Genomic DNA, 1,069 nt, shown 5'->3' on the forward strand with positions numbered 1-1,069 from the left:
CATGAGGACTAGAGTTGTGAGTTTTGTGTGGTAACTCAACTGATAACTCTAGTCCTTCTCTTTTTCAAGTCAATTGCTTATCCGAGATTCGGGTTATTATACATTTTTTATCTCCAAATTATTATAGATTAACGTTAAATCATATTCTTTTACCCAGTTGGAATAGATACCATTTCCTTTTCTATCCAAAAAAGCTTCATATAATATTTTTATGAATTCACTTAAATCATCTTCTTCAACTATTTCTGGTTTAACTAACAAAACTGTTATAGTAGTCTTAATATAATCATCGCTTGTTTTAATTTTTTTTTCCAAATCTTCTTTTATTCTTACATTATAAACTATATTATTTATAAAAAAATGAAATACTCTAGTAATCGATTTAGGATTTCTATCAGGATCTGCTCCCGAGTTACTTTGCCACATTTGTCTTAAATATATTTTTTGTTCTTTATCTATAGTCCAATCTCTACTAGGGTGCCAAACTCCTTTATTAACACTATTTTCTATATCATCAAGACCATATTCAATACGATCCTCTTTACTAATTCGTTCATTAATAAAACCCATTTTCACTTCCTCTTAAATTGAGTTATTTGACTCATCATAAATTGATTTTTACAGTTTATTTAAATAAATATATTATGCTGAAATTATTTATTGCTCATCAGTTTTTTTGGCCTGACCTTTTTCACTTCACTAAACAATGAAAAAGTCTGATTCACATAATTCACTACGCCTGAAATCTGTTCCATATACTGCAAAAGCTCAGGTGTTTTCTCGGCTTGAACTAATTTCACTGAACGTGAAGGATCAAAACCATCAAACTGACAATAAAATAAAGGCTCACCACGCTTTAAAATTAAATCTTTAGAAGTATCATGCCATTCAAAAGCCCACATCAACGGACGGGGCCAAATATGAATAGGGAAACGACCACCAAAAATTGTCCCTGGTAATGGATGTTTACGATAATGCCCAAAAGCATCTAACTGCGTGATATACACAACTTCATCAGCAATAAAGCAATAAGGAAGTTTGAGCTGAATAATGTTTTTATTTTATTGCA

At 30.6% G+C, this 1,069-nt stretch carries 1 protein-coding gene and 1 pseudogene; both read right to left on the bottom strand.

The features are described 5' to 3' along the window. Positions 1-96 precede the first annotated feature (96 nt). Positions 97-570, bottom strand: a complete 474-nt coding sequence (locus D7V32_RS17000) for a hypothetical protein (RefSeq protein WP_120403945.1) — start codon at positions 568-570, stop codon at positions 97-99. 83 nt (positions 571-653) lie between these two features. Next, positions 654-1,052, bottom strand: a pseudogene (locus D7V32_RS17005) (hypothetical protein); the annotation flags it as partial. Positions 1,053-1,069: the final 17 nt, after the last annotated feature.

The organism is Acinetobacter tianfuensis (assembly GCF_003611465.1).
Taxonomy (GTDB): Bacteria; Pseudomonadota; Gammaproteobacteria; order Pseudomonadales; family Moraxellaceae; genus Acinetobacter; species Acinetobacter tianfuensis.